Genomic DNA, 18,409 nt, shown 5'->3' with positions numbered 1-18,409 from the left:
ACATGACAATCTTTGCTGCTATATGGTCGCATGCCTTAAAATTCGTTTTCTATTATCCATTATTTATGTCGTATTTATGGATGATTGGCGCGATCATTTTCTATTGGAAGGAACGTAAAGCTCCGCCTTATGATCAGCCAGCTCCATTAGAAAGCTATCCAAAAGTCGCTGTGTTAATTCCTTGTTTTAATGAAGGGGATAATGCAGAGGAAACGATTACTCATGCTTTAAAACTGGATTATCCTCATTTTGAAGTGATTGCGATTAATGATGGCAGTTCGGATAATACAGGTGAAGTGCTGGATCGGTTAGCTGAACAACATGAAAAACTCCGTGTTGTTCATCTTGCACAAAACCAAGGTAAAGCCATGGGGTTGCAAGCCGGAAGCTTAATGACCGATGCCGAGTTTTTAATTGGTATTGATGGTGATGCTTTACTTGACCCGCATGCAGCAAAGTGGATGGTTCGTCATTTTCTTCAAAATCCGACTGTTGCAGCCGTGACGGGTAACCCACGTATCCGTACCCGTTCAACTTTATTAGGTCGTATTCAGGTTGGTGAGTTTTCTTCGATTGTCGGCATGATTAAACGTGCTCAGCGTACCTTTGGCCGTTTATTTACCGTATCTGGTGTTATTACGGCTTTTCGTAAGAGCGCTGTTCACCAAGTGGACTATTGGTCACCTAATATGTTGACTGAAGACATCGATATTACTTGGAAATTGCAACGTGCCGGCTGGGACATTCGTTTTGAACCGAATGCCTTGGTCTGGATTTTAATGCCTGAAACTTTAAACGGATTGTGGAAACAACGTTTACGTTGGGCAATGGGTGGAGCACAGGTATTAATTAAAAATATTGATGTGTTCACCAAACCAAAATTGAATTTTTTATGGCCTTTAATGTTTGAGCTTTGCTTAACTTTAGTCTGGTCATATTTAATGCTGGCGATGGCTTTGTTGTGGTTAGTACATTTTATTTTACCGGTCCCTGCATTAGCCGTTGTGAGCTCTCCATTTTTACCGTATGGTAGCGGTATTTTATTGGGGGCAACCTGTCTCATTCAGTTTGCTTTAAGCAAATGGATGGATAGTCGTTATGAACCGCATCTAGGAAAAAACTATTTCTGGATGATCTGGTATCCATTGGTCTTTTGGCTAATCACCATCTCGGCAACTATTGTGGCATTTCCAAAAGTCTTACGACGTGGAGATGAGAAACGTGCGCGTTGGGTGAGCCCGGATCGGGGCATTCGTGGATGAAATGCAAGAGTCATGAGATTTTAAAGATCGTGCTGTATTGATGTCTGGGGAAAACCACAGCACTTCGTTAGGTAAAGAGAAATGAAGACAAATTCGTTGATTATTGATTTACGCCGTCAATTGCCATGGCATAAACGCTATGCTTCTACAACAAGCACAGCCATGATGTGGGCGGCTTGGTTGTTGTTGTGGCGTCCATTCGTGTTTATCTGGGTATTGGCCGAGCTGCAAAAAACTCATTTAGTACATCGTCTGTTCAGTGCATTCGGTGTAGGTATTGAACATGGTATTACAGCGCTGATTGCTTGTGCAGTCGGGTTGCTACTCTGGAGTCATGTATTGCCTGAACGCCGTGTAGAAGGTAGTGAACTTAACATGAAACAGACAGATGACTATGCGCGCTATTTTGATTTGCCTGTGCAAGAAATTGAGCAGGGCCGTAGCCAAAAAATTACGGTCGTTCACCATAATGAATTTGGTAAAATCATTAGAGTTGAATAAAGTACATTTATAAAAGAAAGCCCACATCATGTGGGCTTTTTTTCGCTAATTTCGGTATATCCATAAGTTTTAAACTGTAGAGCGCAGTGCTTGAGTAGGACTTATTTACCTTTAAAAACAGGAGGTCTTTTTTGCAGCATGGCGAAAACACCTTCTTGAACATCTTCTGTTGTGAGTAAAGGCTGAAGATGGTTTTGCAGTTGATTAAATGCTACTTCGTAACCTTCATTGACTGCCTCACGAGCAGAGGCGAGGGTCGCTTTTACAGCCAGTGGTGCAGCTTGCGCGATATGTTCAGCAAGTTCTATAGCACGTTTAAGCTCCGTACCTTCTGGACATATTTCTGTAATGAGGTTCATGTCAAAAGCTGCTTTGGCATCAAAAGAGTCACCAGTGAGCAAATAGCGCATGGCTTTGGCCCAACCTGCGGCTTGAGTAAAGCGTGCAGTTGCTCCGCCAAAAGGTAAGATGCCACGTTGAACTTCCATTTGAGCAAATTGGGTATTTTCACTCGCAATCGCAATATCTGCGTTGAGAAATAATTCTATACCAGCGGTATAACAATAACCTTGTACTGCTACTATCAACGGTTTACTAAGCTTTCGGCCTACAGTGCCCCAAGGGTTAATTTCGTTTTCACTAAAGTCAAAAACACCTGTAGCAAGCTTAGGTTGTAACTCAACCAAATCTAAGCCAGCTGTAAAATGGTCACCGTGAGCAAAAACAATCGCGCAGCGCATGGCATCATTATTTTCATATTCAGTGAGCGCTAGTGATAAGTCTTTGATCATGTGACTATCAAAAGCATTACGTTTTGCTGCCCGATCTAGACCAATTAAAAAAATATGTCCGCGAGTTTCACGGCTGACTTTTCCTTCTTGATTTGACATATTGTCACGCTCTTTATTTGTATTTAATCATGTTTTAAACAATCATTTAAAAACTAGCAAATAGAAATTGTTAGCGACTCGATCAGTATTTCTTTTGTCTATCTATTGAAATAAATCAATTTCATGCGAATAGGATAAATCCTTAGACAAGGTCATTTTCCATGATTTATTTAAATTAGCAGTTTGCTTCGCTTTATATTTTTCTCATAATACGCTGTCAAATTGATCTCAATAAGCAGCTTCTCTTATGTCACCTCTAGAAATTTTCGCGGTCTTAATTAGCCTCATTGGAGTTGGATTAACGGTAATCCGTAATATGTGGTGCTGGCTGTTTAATTTCTTTGCTTTTGTCCTATATGCCTATTTGTTTTACGAATTTAAGCTTTATGGCGAAACGATTTTGCAATTCTTTTTTATGGTCGTAAATTTTTATGGCTTTTACTATTGGCTCAAAGGAAAGCAGCAAGATCATGACATTCGAATTGAGCCTATTGCAGTTCAAACAGCTATCATTCAAATGATTATTGCCGCGGTAGGTGGCTTAGTCTTTGGTTTGGTTCTTAAAAACTTTACCGATGCAGCGGTGCCAATGCTTGACTCACAGCTTGCAGCATTTAGCTTGCTTGCAACTTACTGGACCAGCCGAAAGCATATTGCGACATGGATCCTTTGGGTATTTGTCGATATTGTTTATGTCGGCATGTTTATCTATAAAGATCTGTTTTTAACTTCAGCCTTATACGCAGCCTTTGTATTAATGGCAGCTTATGGTTGGTATCAATGGGAAAAGGTTAAAAGAAAGCAGAACTTAGGTGCTGGGCAGCTTTAATTGGGAGAATAAGCATGTTGTTGAGTTTAGATGCTTATAAACAACAACAGTTTGATCAAATTGCTGCAAAAATTATAGCTGAGCCTGCAAAATATATAGATTTTAATTCAGTATCGGATTTTTATAACGCTGCTTGGCTCAAGGACTTTCCACAAGGGACCCAAGTCTCTGCGACAGGTTTAGATGATGGGGCTGAAGAGTTTTATGCAGTAGTACAGTTTAAACAGCAGTACTTAAAGTTTGATATTAAAGAAAATCATTCAACCCTGAGTTTTCAGGATATGAATGGTGAAACTTTTAAGTGTAATTTTTAATTGAAGAAATAATAGTATTAAAAAAAGCGACTTAACGTCGCTTTTTTTAATAGATAAATTTTGAAATTTTATCTGCCGTTGCGATGACTAGAGCAGCGATATCTTCTTTAAAGGTCTTCTCATCATAGGTGGTAATTGGACAACTGACTGAAAGGACAGCCACCATTTTTCCATTTGATTGTTTGAAAATAGGAGCAGCACAAGCAGCCATGTCATGGTTGTAATGCCCCCAGCTCACCATCGACTTTTGAGTTTTTACATAATTCAATTTTTGCAATAACGCTTTTAAACTGGTTGGGGTCAGTTCTGAGTAACTATCCCAGTCATTAAAATTGCGATAGCGTTGTCGTACTTCTGCCTCTGGTAAATCTGATAATAACATTTGACCAATAACTGTAGCATGGGCAGGCCAGCGAGTACCTAAACTAATATTGCTGGTAAACGTACCCATCGATTGAACGTTATTTACAAAAACAATGTGTGTACCTTCTAAAACGGTCAGGTGTACTGCAAGTTTGGTCTGATCACGTAGTTCTTTCATTAAAGGCGTAGATAAATCAAGTAATGAAAGCTTTGATAAACTGTTAAAACCCAGCTCCATAACTTTTGAATCAAGCGCATATGTTTTTTGTGAAGCCTTTCTTAAGTAACCGCAAGCTTCAAGTGTATAGATAAGCCGAAATGCACTAGAACGGTTCACTTCCAAAATTTCGGCAATTTCTGTAATCGTCATTTCTTGTGCTTGTTGATTAAATGCTTGCAAGATGGCTAAACCACGCACAAGCCCTGGTACTAAATACCGATCATCATTTTTTGTTGTTTCTGATTCTTGCGAATCTTCTTCAATCTCTAGGCTCATTCGTGTCGTTTTCCTATAAATAAAACAGGGTTCGAATTGGGGCATTATGCTTTATTTTAGAACTATTGTAATTATAAAGATTACATAAAACAATTTTTATATTTAAAACATTGTTTTCAACTTGAAACGTAACAAATTATTTAAAATTTATTAATCAATTGATTTTAATATTTATTTTTACTTTGACAAAAATTAAACAAGAGGATTATGCTTAGCTTGTGTTTTGAAAATCAAATTATGTTTTGTATATAAAACAAAATGAGGACGCAAGGTATGAGTTGGATCTCAGTTTGTCAGCAGGGTGACGTTAGCGAAGATGAGCCGAAAGCCGTCGAAGTTGAAGGGAAAAAAATTGGTGTTTTTTTTGTCGATGAAAATTACTTCGCTATCGAAAATGTTTGCCCTCATGCGTATGCCTTATTAACGGAAGGATTTATCGAAGATCAAACTGTGGAATGTCCATTGCACGAAGCAATTTTTGACATTCAGACAGGTGAGCTAAAAAGTGGACCCGGGTGTAGAAACCTATGTACGTACCCAGTTCGTGTTGAAGGACAGGATATTCAAATTCAACTCTAGTCCTCACATGTACAAGGAAGCAGAACAATGAAGACATTTAATGAAAAGTTGGCAAGCTGGATTCATGCAACGCCGGCAACCGAAGCAGGTATCAACAATATTCAAGTTCCAGGTCAATCTGAATTGTTGGTTTGGCAAACACGTTATAAAGAACCGACTCTCTACGAACAAGACTTTGTAAAGAACTTGATTCAGGCATTTTCTGCGGGCGCAACAGAATTAGATGAGGTTGTTTCTGCACTTAATCAACAGGGTTTCCGCTCTGAATCTGGTGATGAATGGACTTCTGAGAGCTTTACAGAAGAAATGCAACGTTTAGGTTATTGATTCAGGGAAGAATAAAATGAACGCAATCGTATCAACTTCACAAAGCGCTGAAGAATATTTAGAACTTGGTTTACGTGACCAATGGCATCCGGTTTTAGCAAGTTGGGAAGTCGCTGCTAATCCGGTTGGGATTACCCGTTTAGGTGAAAACATTGTGGTTTGGCGTGATGCCGAAGGTCAGGTACATGCGCTTGAAGATCGCTGTCCACACCGCGGTGCTCGTCTTTCACTCGGCTGGAACTTGGGTGATCGAGTTGCTTGCTGGTATCACGGTGTTGAAGTTCGTGCTGATGGTGTGGTTGCTGATGTGCCAGCCGTTCATGAATGCCCAATGACTGGAACCAAGTGTTTAAAGAGCTATCCGGTCATTGAACAGCATGGTGCAATCTTCATCTGGTTTGGTATCGATGCAAATGAACAACCTGCACCGCTTGAGTTCCCAGAACAACTGGCAAGCGAAGAGTGGAGTTCATTCCTTTGCCAAGCAGACTGGAAAGTAAACCATCAATATGCCATTGATAACGTCATGGACCCAATGCACGGTACATATTTGCACTGTACTTCACATTCAATGGCAGAAGGTGAACGTACCGCAGAGATGAAACACCGCACAACTGAAAATGGTTTTGTTTTTGAAAAAGAAGGCCAAACAGGTGTGAACTTTGACTGGGTTGAATATGGTTCGACTGGTGCAAGTTGGTTACGTCTTTCCATTCCTTACCGTAAACAGTTTGGTCCGGGTGGTGAATTCTGGATTGTGGGTTACGCAACGCCAATTGATGCTAACAATACCCGTGTATTTTTCTGGCGCTGCCGTAAGGTGAGTGGTTGGCAACGTAATGTATGGCGCTTCTTATATCGCAATCATTTAGAACAGTTGCATTGGGATGTATTGGAACAAGACCGAATTATTTTAGAAAACCTTGCGCCAAATGCGCGTGCACGAGAATTCTTATATCAACACGATGTAGGGCTTGCACGTTTACGCCGTTTAATGAAAAAAGAAGCTGAGAAGCAATTAAAGAAAATTGCTGCACTAAATGCATCAAACCGTATCGAGATGCAGGAAGAGGCTCATGGCTAATGTAGCGTTGTTGCAAGGCAAAAAAGTTTTAGTGACTGGTGCCGCACGTGGTTTAGGTCGAGATTTCGCTCAAGCCATTGCCGAGGCAGGCGCTGAAGTTGTAATGGCAGATATTTTATCTGACCTCGTGCAACAAGAAGCACAAGCGTTACAGCAACAAGGACTCAAGGCCCATGCAGTCACTGTTGACCTTGCCAATGCAGACTCTATTGAAAATGCGGTTGCAAAAAGCGTGGAAGTATTACAAGGACTAGATGGACTTGTGAACTGTGCGGCACTAGCAACCAATGTCGGTGGAAAAAATATGATTGATTACGATCCTGAACTTTGGGATCGGGTCATGAATATTAATGTAAAAGGCACATGGTTAATTACAAAAGCTTGTATTCCACATCTAAAGCAATCGGCTGCCGGCAAAATTATTAATGTTGCTTCCGATACAGCACTTTGGGGTGCACCGAACTTGATGGCTTATGTGGCAAGTAAAGGTGCAATTGTTGCCATGACACGTTCAATGGCAAGAGAGTTGGGGCAGTTCAATATCTGTGTCAACACATTGTCTCCGGGTCTTACTCTGGTTGAAGCAACCGAGTATGTGCCACAGGAACGTCATGATTTATATGTCAACGGAAGAGCGATTCAACGCCAGCAACTTCCACAAGATTTAAATGGAACAGCATTGTATCTACTGTCGGATTTGTCCTCTTTTGTGACAGGTCAAAATATTCCGGTCAATGGCGGTTTTGTCTTTAACTAAGGAGTAGTCAAATGATTACAGGGATCGAGATTTTAAAGTTTGGAGTTGAAGATAGAGCCGCTTCAAACAAGTTTTTGGCAGATTTTGGTTTAAGCCAAAGTACTTCGGATATTGAAGGTGCAGATTTATACCAGACTCAAAACGGCAGCAAGATTTATCTATTTAATTGTGATGATAACCGTTTGCCGCCTGCTATTGAGCAAGGTTCAACTTTACGTGAAGTCACTTGGGGTGTTGATAGTCTTCAAGACCTTGAAGACTTGGCAGCTCGTTTGGCCGATGTAGACGGTTTTAAACGTACTGAAAATACACTTCAGTGTCTTGACCCAAATGGCATGACCATTCGTTTTGAACAAAGTTTTGTTAAGGAAGTACCTGAACTTAAAACGGAAGGCATTAACCAATACGGCAATATTCAGCGTGTTAATGCAGCAAGTCCTGTTTATGAAAAAGGTCAACCTGTTGCGATTGGACATGTGGTGTTTTTCACACCGGATTTAGCAACTACTGAAAACTTCTATATTGAAAAAGTAGGCTTTCATTTATCTGATGCTTACAAAAATCGCGGTGCATTCTTACGTTGCCGCGGTGAAGGTTATCACCACGATTTATTCTTACTTAGCGTTCCAAATAAACCTGCGGGCCTAAATCACGTTGCATTTGTTGTTCGTGATATTCATGAGGTGATTGGAGGCGGCTTACATATGAACCGTTCAGAGTGGTCAACCTTTATTGGACCGGGACGTCATCCAATTTCTTCTGCTTATTTCTGGTACGTCAACTCACCATTGGGTGGTGCATTTGAATATTACACCAACGATGATTATTTGACCGAAGAATGGCAGCCACGTGTAGAAGAACATCGTCTAGAGCTTTTCACCGAGTGGGCGATTGAAGGTGGTCTTGATGACAAAACCCGCCGTCAGGTAAAGCCTGTGTAACAGGCATTGCTTTACAAGGAAGAAAGGCTATGGAAAAGATTGTAATTGTAGGGGCGGGGCAGGCTGCAGGTTGGGCAGTTAGTACCTTACGTCAAAATGGATATATGGGTGAAATTCATGTGGTCTCAAATGAAGATCAGGTGTTTTATGAGCGTCCGCCTCTGTCTAAGCAAGTACTTTCAAAAGAAGCAAGTTATGAAAGTTTGAATCTGTTCTCCCCAGAACAGGTTCAAGAGTTCAACATTCAATGGCACAAACCGGAAATTGCAACAAAAGTCGATCGCGAGCAAAAGCAGGTTCATTTAGAAAGTGGTCAGATTTTGCCGTATGACAAATTGCTGATTGCAACTGGAAGTCGTGCACGTGTACCCGTCAATACATGGCAGTTCATTCCTAATGTTGTGACTTTACGAAATGTGCGTGACTGTGAACGTCTCGCTGAAATTTTAAAGAATGCAAAAAATGTTGCTGTGATTGGTGGTGGCTGGATTGGTTTGGAAATCGCTGCAACTGCACGTAAGCAAGGCAAAGATGTTCATATTTTTGAATATGGCGACCGCTTATGTGCAAGAAGTGTGAGTCCGGAAGTTTCTGCATTTTTAAAAAATATGCATGAGGCTCAAGGCACAAAAATTCATTTAGACAGCAAGAGCCTTCACTTAGTGGAAGCACCAGATCAAAAAGTTGAAGTGGTGAACCATCCTCAACATAGCCAGTTATTTGATTGTGTTGTAGTGGGTGCAGGTGCCGAAATTGCGAAAGAGTTAGGCGTGCATGCTGGGCTCGATGTGAAAGATGGCATTGTGGTGAATTGTTTTGGACAAACCTCGGATCAAGACATTTATGCCGCAGGCGATGTCGCGATTCATCCGGGTTTGGGCTATTGCATTCAGTCTTGGGCAAATGCACAAAATCAGGCGATTGCAGCTGCGAAATCAATGCTCGGAATTGAAACTGAATATACCGATATTCCTTGGCTTTGGTCTGATCAATATCACTTTAATATCCAGATTTTAGGCACGTATCAACCTGAAAAAACCAAAGAAGTGGTGATTCGCCAAAGTGGTGAAGATCAGGTGAGCTATTTATATCTGGACCATGAAAATCGCTTGCTGAATATGATTGCCATTAATGACTCGAAGTTAATCAAACTGGCAAAGCGTTGGATGCAAGCCAATACCGTTTTAGATCCAAAATTATTAGCAGATGCTGAATTTAATGTCATGAAGTTAAAACCGTAAACATTAAATCTGGTTCTCATTACCAAATCGAAGGAATGACACATGAGTAATGAAGAAAAAAGTGGATTAAAGCATTGGGTACCTGCTTTTGTCCTTATGGTGTGTGTAGTACTGGCATTTTTCGACAAGATCAGTATTGCGGTTTTATTTTCAGACCCACATTTTCAAAGCTCGATGGGAATTGCTGAAGATAAAGCCAAGCTCGGATGGCTCATGACAAGTTTTTTACTTGCTTATGGTTTTTCATCAGTCTTCCTAAGCTTTTTAGGCGACATTTTTAACCCAAAGAAAATGCTGTTCTGGAGTGTGACCTCTTGGGGCTTACTCATGCTTTGCATGGGCTTTACCACCAGCTACTCAGGCATGTTGATTTTACGGGTTCTACTCGGTTTGGCAGAAGGTCCGCTATTTGCTTTGGCGTACACCATTGTTAAGCAGACTTATACAGACCGTCAGCAGGCACGTGCCTCAACCATGTTCTTACTGGGTACACCGATTGGTGCATTCCTTGGGTTCCCAATTACGGCGGCCGTTCTGGCACACCACGACTGGCATACCACTTTTTTTGTGATGGCTGCGCTCACACTCATTGCAATTTTAAGCATTGTTTGTGGTCTGCGTAACTTACAACTCAAGAAAACTGTTGAGCTTGAAGGTGAAAGTAAACGTACTAACTTCAAAGGCCATATCGCCAACACCAAAGTACTTGTGAGCAATAGCGCGTTCTGGTTGGTGTGCTTATTCAATATTGCCTTAATGACTTATTTGTGGGGCCTAAACAGTTGGGTTCCTTCTTATCTCATGCAAGACAAAGGATTCAACCTCAAGGAGTTTGGGGTGTATTCAAGCTTTCCATTCATTGCCATGTTAATTGGCGAAGTGGTTGGTGCGTTTTTATCTGACAAATTAGGCCGCCGCGCAATTCAAGTATTCAGCGGTTTATTACTCGCGGGCATCTTCATGTATGTGATGGTCATTATGACTGAGCCATTATTGATTATTGCTGCCATGTCTTTAAGTGCTATGGCGTGGGGCTTTGGAGTAGCTGCGGTATTCGCTCTGCTTGCCCGAGTAACCACCTCAAATGTAGGTGCGACAGCGGGTGGAATATTTAACGGTTTAGGCAATTTTGCAAGTGCAATTGCACCTGTACTGATCGGTTACATCGTGATGCAAACACATAGTTTTAATTTGGGAATTACCTTCTTGGCTGCAGTCGCTGTCATTGGGTCGTTGTTCTTGGTTCCTCTTTTAAAACGTTATTAATTCACTGTATAGGAGTTTAAAAAATGACTACACAACAATTCGAATCGTGGAAACAGCCGGAAGGCGCTTCTTTAGAAGATTGGTTAAACACACGTATTGCTCGCTTTGAGACTCGTAAATATGACTTTGAGGCTTTGAAGTTCCAAGCCGATTACGACCCGAAATATCGTCGTGCTCAAATGCGCTATATGGGTACGGGTGCAACTGGTGTTGCAAATGACAGCAATACTGTACCTGCAGAGAACTTTACGTTTTCGACTATGGTGCTACCACCACAGTGTGAAGGTCCTTTGCACATTCACCACGACGTTGAAGAAGTTTTCTTTATGCTCCGCGGCGAAATTGATTTGTTTATCGAGCACAACGGCGAGAAATTCCAGACCCGCTTAAAAGAGCGTGACCTGATTTCAATTCCACCGGGGATCTACCGTGGTTTATTTAACCCAGGTCAAGAAGATGCCTTGATGTGTGTGATGTTGGGAACAGGTAAACCAACCATTCCTAACTATCCACCAGAGCATCCATTGTCTCAAATCAAACGTTAATTGTTTGATGAAGTGAATGAAAGGAAAGAATTAAAAATGATGACACTCATTGAAAAGTTAGCAGAATTTCCGGTGAAAACGGTCAATGTTCAAGGCCAGCAACAAGCCTATCGGGAAGCTGGTCAGGGTGAATACCTTGTGCTGTTGCATGGCATTAGCTCCGGTTCTGCTTCATGGGTAAACCAACTTGAAGTGCTGTCTCATCATTTTCATGTCATTGCCTGGGACGCACCGGGCTATGGCAAATCAGATGAACTTTTAACGGATCAACCGAATGCAACCGACTACGCAAAGCGTTTGGCAGGGTTGTTCGATGCTTTAAAAATTGAAAAAGCAATAGTGGTGGGACACTCATTAGGTGCCTTACAGGGCAGTGCATTTGCTGCACTTTACCCCGAGCGAGTGAAACACTTGGTGGTCGCTAACTTGGCGCAAGGCTATCAACGCCACGATGAACAGACACAAATTCAGGTTTTTGAAAAAAGACCAAAAATGTTGAAAGAACTCGGCGCTAAAGGAATGGCCCAAAGCCGTGGACCTCATTTGATTTATAAACAAGAGCCACAAGCCTTAGCTTTAGTTTCAGAGGTGATGCAGCAATTGACCCTACAAGGTTTCACCCATGCATCGTACTTACTGGCATATGACGAAATACGTAATTATTTAACCGATTTAAAAGTCCCATGCACAGTGATTGCAGGGCAGCAAGATCAAATCACTCCTGCGTTAGGTATACAAGAGCTTGCTCAGGAATTGCAGTTGGAACAGCGCTTCGTCATAGAAGATGCCGGACATTTAAGTTATGTCGACCAACCGCAAGCATTTAACCAAATTATGTTGACGATTCAGGAACAATCGTAAGAGAGATTAAGGATTATGAGCTTCCAAGTTGAAGGAAAAGTTGCAGTTGTTACCGGTGGCTCATCTGGGATTGGGCTGGCTGCTGTTGAAATACTAGTTGCAGAGGGTGCAAAAGTTGCTTGGTGTGGTCGCGATGAAGAACGTTTAAATGCTTCTAAGCACTATATTTTAGAAAAATTTCCACATGCCAATATTTTTACTAAAGCATGTAATGTTTTGAAAAAAGAAGAAGTTCAGCAATTTGCCAAAGAGGTCAAACTCAATTTGGGCAATGTAGACATGCTCATTAACAATGCTGGACAAGGCCGTGTTTCAAATTTTGAAAATACGCAAGATGAAGACTGGATGAAAGAGATTGAGCTGAAATATTTCAGTGTTTTACATCCGGTACGGGCTTTTCTTGACGACTTAAAACAGTCGGCAAATGCCTCAATTACCAATGTGAACTCGTTACTGGCATTGCAACCGGAACCACACATGATTGCGACTTCATCTGCACGCGCTGCACTGTTGAATTTAACTCATTCATTGGCGCATGAGTTTACTCAATATGGGGTCCGCGTTAACTCGATTTTACTCGGAATGGTCGAATCTGCGCAGTGGAAACGCCGTTATGAAACCCGTTCAGATTTAAATCTGTCATGGGAAGAGTGGACCGGCAATATTGCAAAAAATCGTGGCATTCCTATGCAGCGTTTAGGCCGTCCAGAAGAGCCTGCACGTGCTTTAGTTTTCTTGGCATCACCATTGGCATCTTACACCACAGGTTCGGCAATAGATGTCTCAGGTGGTTTTAACAAACATTTATAAATATCAGGTGCTGTCATGAAAAAGTTGATGATGATTGGTTTTGGCGCAATGGCAGCAGAAGTGTATGCCCACTTGCCTCAAGATCTGCAACTCAAGTGGATTGTAGTGCCTTCTCGCAGCATTGAAAAAGTGCAGTCACAAGTCTCTTCTGACATTCAAGTGATTTCAGATATTGAGCAATGTGATGGTACACCAGACTATGTCATTGAGGTGGCAGGTCAAGCAGCAGTAAAAGAGCATGCTCAAAAAGTTTTAGCGAAAGGCTGGACCATTGGTCTGATTTCGGTGGGTACTTTGGCTGATAACGAGTTTTTAATTCAGCTTAAACAAACTGCCGAAAAAAATGATGCCCATCTGCATTTACTGGCAGGGGCTATCGCAGGCATTGATGGTATTTCTGCTGCTAAAGAAGGTGGCTTGCAAAAGGTCACTTATAAAGGCTGTAAAAGTCCAAAAAGCTGGAAGGGCAGTTATGCAGAGCAATTGGTTGATTTAGACCATGTTTCAGAACCTACGGTCTTTTTTACAGGAACTGCCCGTGAAGCTGCCATGAAATTTCCGGCCAATGCCAACGTTGCAGCAACCATTGCACTTGCAGGGCTTGGAATGGATGAAACCATGGTTGAGTTAACTGTTGATCCAACTATCAACAAAAACAAACACACCATTGTGGCAGAAGGTGGCTTTGGACAAATGACCATTGAACTGGTGGGTGTGCCGTTGCCAAGTAACCCGAAAACATCAACTTTGGCTGCGCTTAGCGTGATTCGTGCTTGTCGCAACAGTGTAGAAGCAATACAGATTTAAGAAGGATTTGATCATGGCAAAGGAAATTTATATTGCGGGTGAATGGCGATTAGGCCGTGGTGCAGTCATTCAAAGCCTGTTTCCGGCAGATCAGTCGGTAAACGCTGAGCTTTCAACAGCAACGCTTGAAGATGTAAATGAAGCAATTGAAAAAGCAGATCAGGCTTGGCGTCAACCGAGCTGGAGAAACAGCTTGCCGCATGAGCGCGCACGTATTCTCTATAAAGTTGCAGACATTATTGAAGCGCGTGTAGATGAATTATCAAAACTGCAAACCCGCGATAATGGTAAGCCTTTAACCGAAACTTGTGGTTTGGTGATGAGCGCGGCGGCAACCGCACGTTATGTTGCTGCGGCATGTGAAACGCTGAACGATGAGCTCACTACTCAACGTGCTCCAGACTTTATGACCATGAGTGTGCATGAACCTGTAGGTGTTGTAGCAGCTATTACCCCTTGGAACTCTCCAATTGCGAGTGAGGTTCAAAAGCTTGCTCCTGCTTTGGCAGCAGGAAATGCCGTGGTGTTAAAACCAGCAGAAGCGACTTCACTGATTGCTTTAGAGCTTGCCAAAATTTTTGAAGAAGCTGGCTTACCAAAAGGTTTACTCAGTGTGTTAGTGGGGCGTGGTTCTATCATTGGTGATGCAATTGCTCAGCACCCATTGGTTCGTAAAATTTCTTTTACAGGTGGCACAACCACGGGTCGTCATTTGGCACACATTGCTGCAGATAAACTGATTACTACTTCGCTTGAGTTAGGTGGTAAGTCACCAACCATCGTTTTGCCTGATGCAGATGTCGAACTGGCTGCGAAAGGTGTGGCTTACGGTATTTTTAGTTCGGCAGGCCAAGCGTGTATTGCAGGTTCTCGCTTGTTTATTCATAGCAGTCTTTACGATCAGTTTTTAACGCGTTTGGTTGAAATTACCAAAGGTTTACGTGTGGGCCATCCGGAACAGGCAGGCGTGCATTTAGGACCACTGGTCAATGACAAACATTTGCAGTCAGTTGATCGCTATGTGCAACTTGCCAAAAGCGAAGGTGGTCAGGTTCTGATTGGTGGTGAGGCACTTACCACTGGTGACTATGCCAAAGGAAGCTATTACTTACCTACCATTATCACGGGCTTAAATAACAGTGCTCAAACCTGTCAGGAAGAAATTTTTGGCCCTGTTTTAGTCGTTATGAAATATGACAATGAGCAAGATTTAATTGCCCAAGCCAATGACAGTTGTTTTGGTCTTGCCGCAGGTATCTGGACTGAAAGCTATCGCAAAGCTTGGCGTATTGCACGTGCATTAGAAGTGGGAACGGTATGGATTAATACCTACAAAAAATTCTCGATTAGTGCGCCGTTTGGTGGCTTTAAAGACAGTGGGATTGGGCGCGAAAAAGGCCGTTTGGGCATTTTATCGTACATGCAACAAAAGAGTATTTATATGGGGCTGAATGAACAGCCTAACCCTTGGTGCGATTAATAAATTCAAGGACTGAAAACAAATTTTGAGGAACAGACATGACTGAACGTGTAAATGTAGGCGAAGCAATCGCAAGAGTTTTAGAAGCGCACCAAGTTGATAGTATTTATGGTGTTATTTCCATCCACAATTTACCTATTGCCGATGCGGTAGGGCGCCGTGAAAAAATGCGCTTTGTTGCAGCACGTGGTGAAGCGGGTGCGGTTACTATGGCAGATGCACACTCACGCTTTAAAGGCTTAGGTGTAGCGTTGACCAGTACAGGTGCTGGCGCTGGTAATGCAGTGGGTTCACTGATTGAAGCAATGAATGCGGGTAGCCCTGTATTGCATTTAACGGGGCAAGTTGAGCGTGAGTACCTTGACCGTGATGCAAGCTTCATTCATGAAACCAAAGACCAACTTACATTCTTGCGTGCATCAAGCAAAGCGGCGTTCCGAATTACCAGTCCAGACAATGCCGTTGGTGTGATTCGTGAGGCAATTCGTGTCGCAACTACAGTTCCAATGGGACCAGTTAGTGTTGAGCTACCCATTGATGTACAAGCAGCAGAAATTGATTTACCACTTAATCTTGGGCCAGTGAAAGCACTTGAATTGCCACAGGCAGAGCAAGCTGAAATTGATCTTCTTGTAAGCGAGATCAAAAAAGCAAAACGCCCGATTTTCTGGATTGGTGGTGGAACTTTAAATAGCGTTGCCGAAGTTAAAGCAATTGCAGATTTAGGTATTCCAGTTGTTTCATCGACTCATGCTCGTGGGGTGTTGCCAGATGATCATCCACGTAGCTTAGGTGCGTTCCATAACTCGGCAGGTGTTGAGCAGTTATTAAAAGATGCCGACCTGATGGTGGTAGTGGGTTCTCGTTTACGTAGTAATGAAACCAAAACCTATTCGGTTGAATTCCCTGAAAATATTATTCAGGTAGATGCAAACCCAGTTGCTCAGCAACGTAATTACAAAATCCGTAACTTCATTTGTGGCGATGCCAAAGATGTCTTAACACGTGTGTTAGAGCAACTTCAAGGGACTTCAAAAGTTGACGCCGATTACGATGCTGCTGTAGTGGCTGCTAAACAGGCTGCAATTGATGCACTGCGTAAACAAATCGACCAATACGCTTTAATTTGTGATCACTTACGTGCAGCTCTACCTCAAGATGGCATTTTTGTACGTGACATCACCATGTCGGGTAGTACATGGGGCAGTCGTTTATTCCCGGTACAAGCGCCAAACCAAAACATCCACTCACTTGCGGGTGCAATTGGTTTAGGCCTTGCAACAGCAATCGGTGCTTCGATTGCTAACCCTGACAAAAAAGTAATTGGTTTAGTTGGCGATGGCGGCTTAATGCTTGGTATTGGTGAGATTGCAACCATGGTGCAAGAAAACACCAACATGGTCTTAATGATTATGAATGATGGTGGTTATGGTGTAATGCGTGGCATTCAAAATAACTACTTCGGTGGTCGTCAGTATTTTAATGAATTACATACGCCAGACTACAAACTTCTTGGCGAATCAATGGGTGTGAAAAGCTGGAAAGTCGGTAGTGCAGAAGAGTTTAAAACGGTTATTCAAGAGGCTGTCGCTTTTGAAGGGCCAACCGTGATCGAGCTCGATATGAACTCGATTGGACCATTAAACTTCGCGGGTCCACCGCAAAAGAAACTGTATTAACCAGTTTGGATGGTTTAGTACATATGCGATGGGAGCTGCTAAGCCATCCTTTTTTTAGATAAATTTTTTTGTCTAAAAAACAATAAAAACGAAGTTTTACAGGTAAAACAAATAAAGTTCCAGCAGGACGCTGGAACTCAATCAAGGATGTAGAGATGAAAAAGACTTCATTGATCATGGCATTCATTGCACCGCTTACGCTGGGGGTAAGCGTCAATGCATTTGCAAAAGACTCATTGCTTGAATGGAAAAGTGATGATGGCACGGATTCATTAAAGTTAGGTGGGGTGGTTCGGTTAAATCAACGTTATGAGGATTGGGAAGGGCCAAACCGCGGTTTCGGTAAGCTCTATTTTGATATTTTCAGGGTAGATCTCAAAGGTAAGTTTGATGATGCCTATATCAATGCCAGCTATCTATTTCAAGACCAACAGAAAACGTCCATTGAAAAAGCGTATGTGGGCTATAACCTAGATGCCAATAACAGCATTGAAGCGGGCCTGGTTTATAAACCATTTACGATTTATCCCTATCCGCAAAATGGCTGGACCTATCATATTCCATTCTTTTTAGGATATGGCAATAACATTGCACCGGGGCTTAACTGGAATTATCACGACAAAGATTGGGATGTAAAACTCGGTTATTACCCGCAAATGTTAGAAACCAACTTGCGTTATTCACCTGAAAGTGCAACTTATGATGACTTGCAAGAAAATGCATTTCCATCTCAAAAAGCTTATCAGAATGAAAAACGTCATCAGTTTAATACCCGCATTGTGCGCAAGTTAGAAACTGATTTCGGTAAGCAAGAGTTTGGTGTCTCGGGTGCAATCGCTCAGCTACATAACAAAGTGACTGATAAAGACGGTAAATATTATGCAGTCGGTTTGCATACCGAAAACAACTACAAACGCTTTAACTTACAAAGTTCGGTCATTCACTATCAGTACGATGCTAAAAATCCGGATGGTGTAAATAGTGACATGACCTTAATGGGTAATAATGGTTTTACACCTGCTTATTTCATTGCTTCGGAAGGAACCATTGCCAGTTTAAACCTTGCTTATACATTGCCTGTGACCAATATGGGCAAGCTAAAAGCCATTAAGTTTTATAATGACTATAGTTATCTCGATAAAAAACGTGATGATTGGTCAGACTCGCAAATGAACACTACAGGGATGATGTTTATTGCTTCACCATTTATGGTTTGGGCAGATTATACCTGGGGTAAAAACTCTAACATTATTGGTGGGGCAACCAACTCAACAGGGTATACCTCTGCAACTTCACCAAATAGTGATAAATGGCTATACCGTATTAACTTTAATATCGGGTTTACTTTCTAAAATAAGCAGCATTAAAAAACCACGC

General features: G+C 42.0%; 20 protein-coding genes. 18 read left to right on the top strand and 2 right to left on the bottom strand.

What is annotated here, in order from left to right; all coding sequences use genetic code 11:
- The first annotated feature begins 2 nt into the window (after positions 1–2).
- Together pgaC and pgaD are read left to right on the top strand one after the other, a co-directional pair.
- Positions 3–1,262 carry a poly-beta-1,6-N-acetyl-D-glucosamine synthase gene (pgaC, locus tag MKL36_RS07145; protein ID WP_000151613.1) on the top strand — a complete coding sequence of 420 codons (1,260 nt, stop codon included), beginning with the start codon at positions 3–5 and terminating at the stop codon, positions 1,260–1,262.
- Positions 1,263–1,343: 81 nt separating this feature from the next.
- The gene (gene pgaD / locus MKL36_RS07140; RefSeq protein WP_000856365.1) at positions 1,344–1,763 is read left to right on the top strand and encodes a poly-beta-1,6-N-acetyl-D-glucosamine biosynthesis protein PgaD; all 420 of its coding nucleotides are present in this window, start codon (positions 1,344–1,346) and stop codon (positions 1,761–1,763) included.
- Between the two features lie 101 nt (positions 1,764–1,864).
- Here the strand turns inward: pgaD and MKL36_RS07135 are convergent, their stop codons facing one another.
- Positions 1,865–2,653 carry a crotonase/enoyl-CoA hydratase family protein gene (locus MKL36_RS07135; RefSeq protein ID WP_021511418.1) on the bottom strand — a complete coding sequence of 263 codons (789 nt, stop codon included), beginning with the start codon at positions 2,651–2,653 and terminating at the stop codon, positions 1,865–1,867.
- Positions 2,654–2,900: 247 nt separating this feature from the next.
- Between MKL36_RS07135 and pnuC the strand changes: the two genes are divergently transcribed.
- Both pnuC and MKL36_RS07125 read left to right on the top strand, forming a co-directional pair.
- On the top strand, positions 2,901–3,482 hold the full coding sequence (pnuC, locus tag MKL36_RS07130; RefSeq protein WP_000074694.1) for a nicotinamide riboside transporter PnuC: 582 nt from the start codon (positions 2,901–2,903) through the stop codon (positions 3,480–3,482).
- 14 nt (positions 3,483–3,496) lie between these two features.
- Positions 3,497–3,796 carry a hypothetical protein gene (locus MKL36_RS07125; protein WP_021511419.1) on the top strand — a complete coding sequence of 100 codons (300 nt, stop codon included), beginning with the start codon at positions 3,497–3,499 and terminating at the stop codon, positions 3,794–3,796.
- 46 nt (positions 3,797–3,842) lie between these two features.
- Here the strand turns inward: MKL36_RS07125 and MKL36_RS07120 are convergent, their stop codons facing one another.
- Entirely contained in the window at positions 3,843–4,655 is an 813-nt protein-coding gene (locus tag MKL36_RS07120) for an IclR family transcriptional regulator (protein WP_000051057.1), read from the bottom strand.
- 273 nt (positions 4,656–4,928) lie between these two features.
- Between MKL36_RS07120 and MKL36_RS07115 the strand changes: the two genes are divergently transcribed.
- The 14 genes from MKL36_RS07115 (at position 4,929) to MKL36_RS07050 (ending at position 18,384) form a co-directional block, all read left to right on the top strand.
- Positions 4,929–5,234 (top strand): non-heme iron oxygenase ferredoxin subunit, encoded by a 306-nt coding sequence (locus tag MKL36_RS07115; protein WP_000118514.1) that lies wholly within the window; start codon positions 4,929–4,931, stop codon positions 5,232–5,234.
- Between the two features lie 27 nt (positions 5,235–5,261).
- Positions 5,262–5,561 (top strand): recombinase-like helix-turn-helix domain-containing protein, encoded by a 300-nt coding sequence (locus MKL36_RS07110; protein ID WP_000847097.1) that lies wholly within the window; start codon positions 5,262–5,264, stop codon positions 5,559–5,561.
- Between the two features lie 16 nt (positions 5,562–5,577).
- Positions 5,578–6,645 carry an aromatic ring-hydroxylating oxygenase subunit alpha gene (locus MKL36_RS07105; protein ID WP_000991783.1) on the top strand — a complete coding sequence of 356 codons (1,068 nt, stop codon included), beginning with the start codon at positions 5,578–5,580 and terminating at the stop codon, positions 6,643–6,645.
- Entirely contained in the window at positions 6,638–7,402 is a 765-nt protein-coding gene (locus MKL36_RS07100) for an SDR family oxidoreductase (protein WP_000024366.1), read from the top strand. The genes MKL36_RS07105 and MKL36_RS07100 overlap by 8 nt, the downstream gene beginning before the upstream one ends.
- A gap of 11 nt (positions 7,403–7,413) precedes the next feature.
- Positions 7,414–8,343, top strand: coding sequence for a VOC family protein (locus MKL36_RS07095; RefSeq protein WP_021511420.1), 930 nt, complete (start codon positions 7,414–7,416; stop codon positions 8,341–8,343).
- Positions 8,344–8,372: 29 nt separating this feature from the next.
- Positions 8,373–9,584 (top strand): NAD(P)/FAD-dependent oxidoreductase, encoded by a 1,212-nt coding sequence (locus tag MKL36_RS07090; protein ID WP_021511421.1) that lies wholly within the window; start codon positions 8,373–8,375, stop codon positions 9,582–9,584.
- Between the two features lie 42 nt (positions 9,585–9,626).
- Positions 9,627–10,850 carry an MFS transporter gene (locus MKL36_RS07085; protein WP_000064044.1) on the top strand — a complete coding sequence of 408 codons (1,224 nt, stop codon included), beginning with the start codon at positions 9,627–9,629 and terminating at the stop codon, positions 10,848–10,850.
- A gap of 23 nt (positions 10,851–10,873) precedes the next feature.
- A complete protein-coding gene (locus tag MKL36_RS07080; RefSeq protein ID WP_000211626.1) occupies positions 10,874–11,395 on the top strand; it encodes a cupin domain-containing protein in 522 nt (173 codons plus the stop codon).
- Between the two features lie 36 nt (positions 11,396–11,431).
- Complete coding sequence (locus MKL36_RS07075; RefSeq protein ID WP_000988617.1) at positions 11,432–12,256, top strand: alpha/beta fold hydrolase; 825 nt, start codon at positions 11,432–11,434, stop codon at positions 12,254–12,256.
- Positions 12,257–12,271: 15 nt separating this feature from the next.
- Entirely contained in the window at positions 12,272–13,066 is a 795-nt protein-coding gene (locus tag MKL36_RS07070) for an SDR family oxidoreductase (protein WP_000009973.1), read from the top strand.
- Between the two features lie 15 nt (positions 13,067–13,081).
- The gene (locus tag MKL36_RS07065) at positions 13,082–13,873 is read left to right on the top strand and encodes an aspartate dehydrogenase (protein ID WP_000735774.1); all 792 of its coding nucleotides are present in this window, start codon (positions 13,082–13,084) and stop codon (positions 13,871–13,873) included.
- Between the two features lie 13 nt (positions 13,874–13,886).
- Positions 13,887–15,353: an aldehyde dehydrogenase gene (locus tag MKL36_RS07060; protein ID WP_021511422.1), complete on the top strand. Its 1,467-nt coding sequence runs from the start codon at positions 13,887–13,889 to the stop codon at positions 15,351–15,353.
- Between the two features lie 38 nt (positions 15,354–15,391).
- Complete coding sequence (locus tag MKL36_RS07055) at positions 15,392–17,032, top strand: thiamine pyrophosphate-binding protein (RefSeq protein WP_000140233.1); 1,641 nt, start codon at positions 15,392–15,394, stop codon at positions 17,030–17,032.
- Positions 17,033–17,187: 155 nt separating this feature from the next.
- A complete protein-coding gene (locus tag MKL36_RS07050) occupies positions 17,188–18,384 on the top strand; it encodes a hypothetical protein (RefSeq protein WP_000753775.1) in 1,197 nt (398 codons plus the stop codon).
- The last annotated feature ends 25 nt before the right edge of the window (positions 18,385–18,409 follow it).

The sequence above is a fragment of the Acinetobacter sp. AOR12_HL genome (assembly GCF_027855275.1).
Classification (GTDB): Bacteria; Pseudomonadota; Gammaproteobacteria; order Pseudomonadales; family Moraxellaceae; genus Acinetobacter; species Acinetobacter baumannii.
This window is presented reverse-complemented; position numbering and strand designations above follow the sequence as displayed.

What these genes read in the sequence shown, in the direction of transcription:
- pgaC (WP_000151613.1), top strand. Translation starts at nt 3, where the DNA reads ATGACAATCTTTGCTGCTATATGGTCGCATGCCTTAAAATTCGTTTTC.
- pgaD (WP_000856365.1), top strand. Translation starts at nt 1,344, where the DNA reads ATGAAGACAAATTCGTTGATTATTGATTTACGCCGTCAATTGCCATGG.
- MKL36_RS07135 (WP_021511418.1), bottom strand. Translation starts at nt 2,653, where the DNA reads ATGTCAAATCAAGAAGGAAAAGTCAGCCGTGAAACTCGCGGACATATT.
- pnuC (WP_000074694.1), top strand. Translation starts at nt 2,901, where the DNA reads ATGTCACCTCTAGAAATTTTCGCGGTCTTAATTAGCCTCATTGGAGTT.
- MKL36_RS07125 (WP_021511419.1), top strand. Translation starts at nt 3,497, where the DNA reads ATGTTGTTGAGTTTAGATGCTTATAAACAACAACAGTTTGATCAAATT.
- MKL36_RS07120 (WP_000051057.1), bottom strand. Translation starts at nt 4,655, where the DNA reads ATGAGCCTAGAGATTGAAGAAGATTCGCAAGAATCAGAAACAACAAAA.
- MKL36_RS07115 (WP_000118514.1), top strand. Translation starts at nt 4,929, where the DNA reads ATGAGTTGGATCTCAGTTTGTCAGCAGGGTGACGTTAGCGAAGATGAG.
- MKL36_RS07110 (WP_000847097.1), top strand. Translation starts at nt 5,262, where the DNA reads ATGAAGACATTTAATGAAAAGTTGGCAAGCTGGATTCATGCAACGCCG.
- MKL36_RS07105 (WP_000991783.1), top strand. Translation starts at nt 5,578, where the DNA reads ATGAACGCAATCGTATCAACTTCACAAAGCGCTGAAGAATATTTAGAA.
- MKL36_RS07100 (WP_000024366.1), top strand. Translation starts at nt 6,638, where the DNA reads ATGGCTAATGTAGCGTTGTTGCAAGGCAAAAAAGTTTTAGTGACTGGT.
- MKL36_RS07095 (WP_021511420.1), top strand. Translation starts at nt 7,414, where the DNA reads ATGATTACAGGGATCGAGATTTTAAAGTTTGGAGTTGAAGATAGAGCC.
- MKL36_RS07090 (WP_021511421.1), top strand. Translation starts at nt 8,373, where the DNA reads ATGGAAAAGATTGTAATTGTAGGGGCGGGGCAGGCTGCAGGTTGGGCA.
- MKL36_RS07085 (WP_000064044.1), top strand. Translation starts at nt 9,627, where the DNA reads ATGAGTAATGAAGAAAAAAGTGGATTAAAGCATTGGGTACCTGCTTTT.
- MKL36_RS07080 (WP_000211626.1), top strand. Translation starts at nt 10,874, where the DNA reads ATGACTACACAACAATTCGAATCGTGGAAACAGCCGGAAGGCGCTTCT.
- MKL36_RS07075 (WP_000988617.1), top strand. Translation starts at nt 11,432, where the DNA reads ATGATGACACTCATTGAAAAGTTAGCAGAATTTCCGGTGAAAACGGTC.
- MKL36_RS07070 (WP_000009973.1), top strand. Translation starts at nt 12,272, where the DNA reads ATGAGCTTCCAAGTTGAAGGAAAAGTTGCAGTTGTTACCGGTGGCTCA.
- MKL36_RS07065 (WP_000735774.1), top strand. Translation starts at nt 13,082, where the DNA reads ATGAAAAAGTTGATGATGATTGGTTTTGGCGCAATGGCAGCAGAAGTG.
- MKL36_RS07060 (WP_021511422.1), top strand. Translation starts at nt 13,887, where the DNA reads ATGGCAAAGGAAATTTATATTGCGGGTGAATGGCGATTAGGCCGTGGT.
- MKL36_RS07055 (WP_000140233.1), top strand. Translation starts at nt 15,392, where the DNA reads ATGACTGAACGTGTAAATGTAGGCGAAGCAATCGCAAGAGTTTTAGAA.
- MKL36_RS07050 (WP_000753775.1), top strand. Translation starts at nt 17,188, where the DNA reads ATGAAAAAGACTTCATTGATCATGGCATTCATTGCACCGCTTACGCTG.